This is a genomic window from bacterium (assembly GCA_021158245.1).
GTDB lineage: Bacteria > Zhuqueibacterota > QNDG01 > QNDG01 > QNDG01 > QNDG01.
In genome coordinates this window covers 1-9,631 of sequence record JAGGVB010000105.1, presented here as the reverse complement: position 1 = coordinate 9,631, position 9,631 = coordinate 1, and the positions used below count along the sequence as shown (strand labels likewise).

The following is a 9,631-nucleotide window of genomic DNA, read 5'->3' as shown; positions in this document are numbered from 1 at the left end:
CGCCTTTATACTGCTTCGCAGGATCTTTATCGGACGGCAGAATGCCTCCTGCTTTCAAGAAATTAACATCATAAAGCCCCTCAACCCAGTTCTTCCAGGTTCTCCATTGAAGATTCAGAATGACCCCCAAATCTACTTCATCATAGACACGCTGCACTTGAGTGCTCATGATTTGTTCCCATAGTCGGGCTAGTTTTGAGCGATGCTCTGAAGCATCAGAAAGCCGGCCGGCCTCGGTTTTTATCTTGTATTGATTAAGTTCACAAGCAAAATGTGCCATTAGTTTATATGCTTTGAGTACATAATACCAGTAATCAAACCGGGATAGATTACCAGATCCTTTAACCTGATCCCGCAGCTTCCCCCAGTTATCAATCCATCGAAGATCTGGCTGCTCTTCCTCCCACAGCCCCCATATATGCTTACTTCCCCAGTCTCCTCCGGTAATATATCCCTGCGAGTAGATATCGTCCGCACCTTCAATAAAATCCATAACATTATGAAATCTTTTTTTGTCCCTTTTTTCAAACTCAGCAAAATATCCAGCAATTTTTGTAGCAGCAGGTCCGGGGCCGAATTCGTGAACAGCCCAGTCAAGATAAATAGTATCAATTTTTGCATACCTGCCTGCACGATCCGAAGGTATGTCATGTTTGATTGTTTTATAGGTCAATGAATAATCCCATGTGGCATCCTTAAAAGCAGCAAACATGGGTGATATCATTTTAGTACGCCAAAATTCACCGATTAGACCGTCTGCCTTTTGTTCATAAGCATTCCAGGCATCTTCAAAAACCCGATACATATGAAATGAAGGCTGTTCCAGAGCGTAGTCATACTCCATCCAGGTGAAGGGCCATTTAACACGTTCTGCAGGAATAGCATTTATCCAATCATGAGTCGCCATATGCCTTCCATTTTCATCGTAGGGCGGATTCATGTATGAGTACGCTGCATTCAGATCTGGCAGCACATCTCCAAAAACATCCGGATCACCCTGGGCACCCAGGACCCATCCACCTGTAGCAAACTGGTTGAACGGTTTACGGGACATTTCATTATAGACCTTCACTGCTATCCGGATACTCGCTTTAGCAGTTGCTACTCTGACACTATCCAGAGATGCTCCCCCCCATGGCATCCATATTTCCGTTGTCCATAACCAGAAATAATCTACAGGGATATCATTGTTTATCAACCACTTGTACATACCTTTGAAAAGTGCCGCAGTTGCCTCTTTAGAAAGAGGATCCAGCCCATATGTATTTCTCAACCGATCCTGCAGCGCTTCAGGGATACCGCGGACCATAGGTTTTTCCCCTGATTCTCCGTCTCTGCCGACAGGAATTTCCACACCTGTTGCGGTCTTTACACCCAAGTCATTAGCCAGGTTAAATACATCATGGAACAAATCCGCAGCCTTGTTAAATGAAGAGGTATATCCGGCCTGGTTGTGGTGATATGTTTCTCCGATTATTTCAGATGGATAACCATCAGTAGGAAAAAGCTGACTGGTCCCACCTACAAGATCGCTGGTATTGATTTTTCCCCAACCTATAATTCCCTGATGAGTGTGAAAGAACGTAGCATCAAAAGCGAAATTCACGGTTCCATCGGGGTTTAGATCGCCCTCATGACCCAGCCAGATGTTCAAAGTAGGGCCATAGTCCCCCACATGATCATCTTCGGTATCGTACATATAGGTATGAAGGCCGACAAAATTCATCCCCATTTTAGGCAGTTGGGCCACATACATTTTCCAGTCATCTTTCCCCCACATGACCGCACCAGGGGGAAAATTCTGAAAAGGCTGTATACCACGGATAGTGAATTGACGGCCGTTTCTTGTGAGCGGCTGCCCCTTTTCATCGTATCCTTGTATGTTTAAAGGAATCCTGACATCCGGGATCACATCACCATGCAGATAAAAACGGCAGCCCAGCTTCTCAGCAAACCGGTAGGCACCATACAATGTGCTTACAGCCTCATCACCGCTGATCACCAGGACGGTACGGCCATTCCTGGTTTTGGACTTAATGACGAAACCGCCTGCAGGGGTATCAATTTGGATCACCTGATCTACTAAAGTATCCGCATCGTCTGCGATTAGTATTACGTCACCAGTCTGAGGAATTTCTATTGCCGAGTGCACAGAAAGCAGGTGCCCGGTCCGGAGATAGATGTACCTTCTCACTTCTCTGGCAGCTAAAAGCGTCAGGTTCTGACAGTTAACGGGATAGATGATAGTCTGAGCAGAAAGAGACGAAAATAAAATCAGTATAAAAATCATTAATTTAATAAATAATTTGTTCATGTACATTTATGAGTCCTCTTTTACTTCCAAATCGATTTCATTTCATAGACTTCAAGTTTGTTGATCTTGATATCATTAATAGGCTGTCCACCGTCACCTGCGCCAAAATGCATACCCAACTTTTTTGGATTAAGAATTCTTGGTAAGACCATAGTGAAGCGCCCGTGGTCCACGAAAACCTCCAGACTGGTACGGTCCACAATGAATTCATAAAACATGATATTGCTGCCTAATTCCGGAAGATACTTGATCCGGAATGATTCAGCTTCTTCAGCATTCTCATTGTAGTAAAAATAATTTGGTTTCAAGGTATAGTAGAGAACATCATCATCAAAAATGATGCTGTATGCAATAGCGTTGATATTTTCTATTTCACATTTGACATGCAGCAATTGGGCATCGATACCTTTGAGTTTTTCATTGGCCTGTGCCATGGAAAGATTGTACCATTTATGAGCTTTTTTGTGAAGTTTTTCTATCTCCTCCACTGGCTCATTGAACATCCTTATACCGTTTGCAGTACTCCTGAGTGTCAACTCCGTAGGGAAACTCATTAGGCCGTTAAAAGGTGGTTTCGATTCAGGGATATCTACCCATCCCGGTATTTCACAGTACCCAACCTGAATTCTGCGGCCGTCCTGCTTGGGTACATTATTAAAGGTCTGGGCAGCAAAGAATTTACCCTGGATATAATTGAAACGTCCGTATTCCGGAGTAAACTTCTTTCCATCGAAATCTCCTATAACATAATCACCTGAAACATCATACATAACCCATTTGGTGTTTTCCGGATATCTGTCAACTGGCAGCTCAAATAGTTCGGGACACTCCCAGAAAGTCTGAATGTGGCTTTGAAACTCCCACTTTTTAAGATCGTCTGAAGTGTAAATGGAATTACCAATTCTTTCAAAAACGATCATTATCCATTTTTTCGTTGGCTCATACCAGAATACTTTCGGATCCCGTGCGTTGTCTGTTCCCAGTTCGTGGAAGCGGTCTCCTATAACAGGATTATGCTCATAATCAGTAAAGGTGCGTCCCCTGTCACTTGAATAGGCAATATTCTGAGTAGCTGCTTCACGTCCGTTTATCATCCGCGTTGTTGCATATATAGCAACCATTACATCATTATCATTTTCATCGGTCTTAAAACCTGATGTATTCTTATAATCAATCACAGCACTGCCGGAAAATATACCCCCCAGCTGATGCCTGTAAATAGCGTCAGTTAGTTGTTTCCAATGGACAAGATCCGTACTAACTGCATGCCCCCAATTTGGCTGTCCCCAAAAGTAACCGAAGGGATAATGCTGAAAAAAGAGGTGGTACTCCCCGTTGTAATAAACAAGACCATTGGGATCATTTATCCAGCCCCGAATAGTGGAAAAATGGAGCTGGGGACGGTGCTTTTCTTTATAAAGATTGTTGAGGTACGCTCGCTTATCGGATTGGTAAATCTTCTTCAGGGCAGCGGACTTGTCATCACGGTCAGCTCTGATCACAGCGGTTTTGCTTTTGAATGCAGACACATCCAAAAATACCCAGAAATCCGGTTCACCGTCAGTAAGGAATAGGTCCAGGTAAATTTCAGCTTTTCCGTCAATAAGAATTTCAATACTGGTATGATCTACTTCATTATATGATACCGGCAGATTGAGATAGTGATTTTCAAGTTTCATTTTCACTTCAGAACCAAGGACTATACTGCTAAAAAGATAAAAAAGCAACAAACTTAACCATATTTTTTTCATACTTCGATTCCTTTTAAAATAATATTCCTGACTGCCCTTATTAGCCGGATACTATTCATCTTTTGTTAATGGAAACACAGTGCGGAACGCGGCTCCTTCATTGCCTGCATCAGCATAGGGCGTCAGTATAACATTACGGGGTTCACTGGTCCTCTTATCATCGAGCCGTACACAATACTTTCTTCGATGGACACTTGAATTTACAGGCCCGGCCCACTGATATCGATGTTTGGGATCAATTGGTAGAAGTGCAACACCCTCCGGAATGGAAATTAAGTCATCCTGGCCCAACCACGTATCAATGTTATCACGCACATCAACCGACATTATCTCCGGGCCGCGGCGCATCACACATCCTCCCCCCGCAAACTTCTCAAGCCAGAACGGAATATCAAAATTAATTTCAATCTGGTAATCTTTTGAACCATGAAGATCAACTTCAAAATACCCTGTCCTGCTCTTGTTGCCCGGTACAGGACGCCCGTTAAGTTTGATCTTAAAATTCTTTGCCCAGCTTGGTATTCTGATTTGTATCATCCCTTTCCAATCCGGCTGCGTTTTTAAAATCACACTACTTTCCCCTGTTCCGGGGTATTGGCTATTTTGTATAATTGATACTTCTCCACTGTCAGTATTTAGAAATGCATGGCTTGTTTCAAAAAAGTTGACGTAAACAGTATCTCCCTTCAGGGCATAAATGAGCTGGGGTAATCTTGAAATACCGCGAGGTCCTGACCAGAAACAGCATCTCGTGGGCCCATGAAACCAATGTTTTGAATAGCGCAAAGGTGTCCAGTAACACCACTTCATTCCGTCAGCAGATTGAGCAGCCAGCAATGCATTATAAACAGTAAGTTCCAGCGCTTCAGCATACCTTGCCCGTCCTGTTGCTTCATATAGATCCTGGGTTAGAAATATCCACTCTGTAGTTGCACAAGTTTCCTGCAGCTGCCCGTCCGGCACATCTTCAATTGGTTCATCATCCAGATCCTCAGATTCTCCAAGGGATCCTGTTGGGAATAGATGAGTGCTGACAAGTCCTTCCCAAATACGTTCCACTTTTGCCAGAATTTTGTAATCTCCTGCAGCTTCTGCAAATTTAACTATGCCGCCTAAAACTGCACTTAACATATACGGATGAACAAGGGAAGGTTCACTGCTTGACAACATCTGTTTAACAGGAGGATAGTTATCGATCACTTGCCTGACAAATTCCAAAAAACCAATATCCCCTGTATGTTGATACAGTCGTACCAGTTGGCCTATAACCACAACTTTTGTAAATCCGCCTACAGCTTCACCGCGTAGAAACGGGCTGTTTTTATCTCTGACAGGGCCATACGTCTTTATAATCCATATACCCGCACGAAAGGCTGCATCCAGTGAAGCCTGATCATTGCGCAGCTCATAATGTGTAAGCAATCCCAAAATTGCATAAAACTGGTTCCAGATGTCCCAATCTTTCTCCCATCCATTCAGAACTCGATCATTTGGCAGTTCAATTCCCATATATCCATCTGGCTGCTGCAACTGACGCAAAGAGTCTGCAAAGTTATCAACCATTGCCAGCAGTTCCTTGTTTCCGGTATTTACTGCTGTCCTGGTTGCAGAATCCAGCCATTTTCCCCCATACTCACGATCCCAAACCAGCTCAAGGAGTTTTCCTGGTGAGTAGTGACGAACTGAGTAAGCCCGGAGCATCTCTCTGCCGTAATAATCATGCTGATAAATCACATATTTGACATTGCCATGGAACCGCTTATAGAAACGGCCACCTTTATCCAAATGAACTGATGCAGGCGAAGGAAGAGCAACTGCTGCATCTTTATAGGATAAAGCAGCAAGTGATTTTACCGAAAGTTTATTGCTGTGTTCATCCTTATTGACACAAACAGTAAAAAGACATAATGTCAGGGCAAAAATAAAATATTTCTTCATTTTGATCCCTTCTTTTGATAGATGTTTAAATCACTTTACTGCATCCAGAACTTTAATCTTAAAGCTCCATGCATAATCACAGGGCAGCTGATCTGGCAATTCTTCAATTATCAGGTCACTGCCTTCCTGATGCCATGGCAGGCTTTTACTGCTTCCAAGCATCCTGATCGCTGAGCCTTGTATCGGTTTAACACCCGGAATCTTATATGGTACTTTTGGCCGCTTACTCTTTCTATAATCTGCAAAGCCCAATTTTGTAGGCCAAATATTCCCCAGTTCAATTGCATATAGAAAAACACTTTTCTGTGTAAAACGTATTGTTCCTGCCTGCCAGTTATCAGTCCCTCCTTTAACGAACGACGCAGGTTTTGCAGCATATAGGGCTTCCCTATTTATTTTCATCCACTCACCTAATTTTTTCAGCCCTGCAATTTGAGCTTCAGGAAGCGTACCGTCAGCTTTAGGAGCAACATCAAGAAGCGTTACGCCGTTTTTGCTTATTCTGTCCACAATACCATCTACAAGCATGTTTACAGGCCGGCATCCGACACCTTTGGCATATGCCCAGAAATTTCCAATGGGAACATCTTTCTGCCAGCGTTGTTTCTGCGGTTCTGTCATACCTGCCCATTCCCATTTGCCGCCCGGGAAAATTCCACCTTCAACATCTAAAACAGAACAGGAGAGAGGAAGACTTCCGGACTTCTGAGTTACTATAGCTTCCCTGTTTCTTTTCACTGCCATGTTAAAATAATATGCCATAAATTTTTTGTAATTGTCTTTCCCGTAATTATCCGGGGCTCCTGCCTCAAACCACATCTGATCAGGCTGGTATTTATCAACAACTTCTATCAGTTTATTGTAAAGTTCTTCGGCAGTAGTAGGACCGTAAAGATCTTTATAATCATCATTGTTGACATCCACTCCCGCCGGGCAGTACTTCCTGCCATATTCGTCATATATTGATCCTGTGCCCTTATGAAATGTTGCTACGGTCTTCATACCATGTCTTCTTGCGGATTGAAAAAGCTCCCCCATTAAATCTCTTTTAGGCCCCATATTCGCTGCATTATATTTATCATACTTAGTATCCCACAAACAGAAGCCGTCACCGTGCTCGGCAGCGAGCCCGACGAAGTCTGTTCCAATACTTTTGAACAGCGAAGCCCAGCGGTCCGGGTCCCATTTTTCAGCCTTGAACATCGGAACAAAATCCTTATACCCAAACTTGCTCGGATCACCATAGGTTTTTAAATGATACTTGTACACACCATACACATTGTTCGTGTTATACATCTGGGCTCCGTACCATAAGCCGCTATCTATTCGTTCGCTTGGATCAGTAAAAACAAAACCCGGCACCGAGTAAACTCCCCAGTGCATGTATATCCCAAGTACAGCATCATCAAACCACTCTGGTATTTCCCATTGGGAAAGTGATGTCCAATTTGGCTCGTAATGTATTTTTTTTGCAGATATTCCCCCTTTTCTTCCACTGCACTGGATTAATATGGTTAAAACCAAAACACTGATTAATAAAACTAATAATTTTAATGTTTTCATTTTTTTACCTCTCTTTTTAATTTTGCAGTTCCATAAAATATGTTATAAAAATTCACTTTTACTTAAAATGATCAAAAAAGTAACTTACAAACCAAACAATCAGTTGGGCAAGTTGATTTTAGAATGGCTTATCTATTCAATGTCCCTCGCCGAGAAACGCAACCAGCTAAAAAGGAGCGCCTGTTTTCTTAATTTTTCTAGAAAAATTTGTGTTCACCTCTAATTGTATGCATATTCCTTTATTAATAGGCATTTTATTGTTTCAATCAAACCCCCATTTATATCTGCAAAAATATCATATTTCAATTATCTTTCAAAAAGCACCTGTTGCACTACTTATCATTTGGAATGACAGGCAAAATAATGTGAGACGGATATTCTGCACCATGATAGACAGTCTGTCTGGCAGTCTTCATCTTATCATCCATACCGAATTTATTTCCAGTATTCGGATTTCTGTCAAATCGGGGAAAATTTGAGCTGGAGATTTCAACTCTAATTTTATGCCCTGGCAGAAACACATTACTCGTGGCCCACAGGTCAATTTCATACTTGTAAATTCTATTGGGAGTAATGAGTTCAGGTTTAAATAGATTTTTGCGATACCTGGCTCTGATAATGCCATCACATAAATTAAATGCTCTGCCGTCAGGATAAACATCCACTAATTTTGCCGTCCAGTCGGTGTCTTTGGAATCCGTTGCTGCATATATTATCATCTTCACCCAGCCGGTTATTTCCAACTCCTCTTTCATACTCTCACTTGTAAAAACAAGAATGTCATCCCTTCCTTCAATTTTCTTCTGATCAAAAGCCCCGTATTCATAAAACAGGATTGAGCCGCCTTTTGTAGGAACTGGATTTTCCGGATCATAGACAAATGTATCTGATGATTCTTCAGATGGAATTTGCTGTGAGAGTGTTCCGTCACCGCTCAATGAATTTGCGTCTCTGTTGCTGTTTAAATAATAGTTTACATATTTCGTTCGTTTCAATGGAAATTCGTTTTCATTACGCCAGTAATTTTTGCCCATCACATATATTTTTACTGGTGGCAATCCTAAATTTACTTTTTCGCCTTTCAACCAATGGTTGAACCATTTCAACTGAAGCGCCTCAAGATCGAGTTTACTATTCTCGCCAAATTTTCTCTCTCCTGCACTGTAATTCGGCCCGTGTCCCCATGGACCAACTATTAAATACTGGTTCTTTTTGCCTTTATTTATCGCGTCAGAGTGATATTTAAGCACCTGATTCAGAAAAACATCATACCAGCCGCTGACCGTAACCAAAGGGATTTTACATTTCTTTTCTACGTCCGCCAGACTGATTCCATGCCAGTAATCAGAGTAACTCGGATGCTTCACCCAGTCGCGCATCCAGGGTAATTTAATCCCAATATTTTTATCAAAATCAATGAGTGGTAATTTTCTGAATGCCTTTTCCCAATCCCATTTATCCTCGTCAATCAAAGCATCTTCGCCTTCACTGGGTCTTGCCATGCTCAATCCCCATCCCATTGCAGTACCAAGGCTTAATGCGCCATTAATGTATGTACCGCCATTAAACCAATCTATTAGTGGTATTATTGGAAACATGGCTTTTAAAGACTCAGTCGATTCTGTTGAGGAAACAAATTGTGTAAATCCAAGGTAAGACCCGCCGGTAGTTCCAATGTTACCATTGCACCACTTCTGTCGAAGAATCCATGACCGTGTATAAATACCGTCTGTTTTTTCATTTATTCCTGGATACCATTCTCCTTCCGAATTACCAGTTCCCCTGCAATCCATAATAACAAAACCAAAACCGTTTTCTGCCCAATACGTACCCCAATCATCTTCATCGCTGTCTTTACCATAGGGTGTTCTAACTAAAATCACAGGGAAGTTCCCTCTTTTATTGGGAAGTGTTATATTGGCCGCAAGCTTAACTCCATCTCTCATTGGGATCATGACATCCCTTTGAATATGAATAGAAGCCGTCTTTCCCCAAGAGCATAATGTCCCTGTTAAAACAATTAGTTGAAATACTTTTCTTACCGTAATTCCATTTTTTTTCATTT

5 protein-coding genes are annotated in these 9,631 nt (G+C 42.0%); all 5 read right to left on the bottom strand.

Annotation, left to right across the window (positions count from 1 at the left end):
- Positions 1-2,320: hypothetical protein (locus J7K93_06200; protein ID MCD6116586.1), on the bottom strand; the 2,320-nt coding region annotated here is incomplete at its 3' end.
- Positions 2,321-2,334: 14 nt separating this feature from the next.
- The gene (locus J7K93_06195; GenBank protein MCD6116585.1) at positions 2,335-4,065 is read right to left on the bottom strand and encodes a glycoside hydrolase family 32 protein; all 1,731 of its coding nucleotides are present in this window, start codon (positions 4,063-4,065) and stop codon (positions 2,335-2,337) included.
- 51 nt (positions 4,066-4,116) lie between these two features.
- The gene (locus tag J7K93_06190) at positions 4,117-6,003 is read right to left on the bottom strand and encodes a glycoside hydrolase family 127 protein (protein ID MCD6116584.1); all 1,887 of its coding nucleotides are present in this window, start codon (positions 6,001-6,003) and stop codon (positions 4,117-4,119) included.
- 30 nt (positions 6,004-6,033) lie between these two features.
- Positions 6,034-7,566 carry an alpha-L-fucosidase gene (locus tag J7K93_06185; protein ID MCD6116583.1) on the bottom strand — a complete coding sequence of 511 codons (1,533 nt, stop codon included), beginning with the start codon at positions 7,564-7,566 and terminating at the stop codon, positions 6,034-6,036.
- 332 nt (positions 7,567-7,898) lie between these two features.
- Positions 7,899-9,521, bottom strand: a complete 1,623-nt coding sequence (locus J7K93_06180) for a CocE/NonD family hydrolase (GenBank protein ID MCD6116582.1) — start codon at positions 9,519-9,521, stop codon at positions 7,899-7,901.
- Positions 9,522-9,631 lie beyond the last annotated feature (110 nt).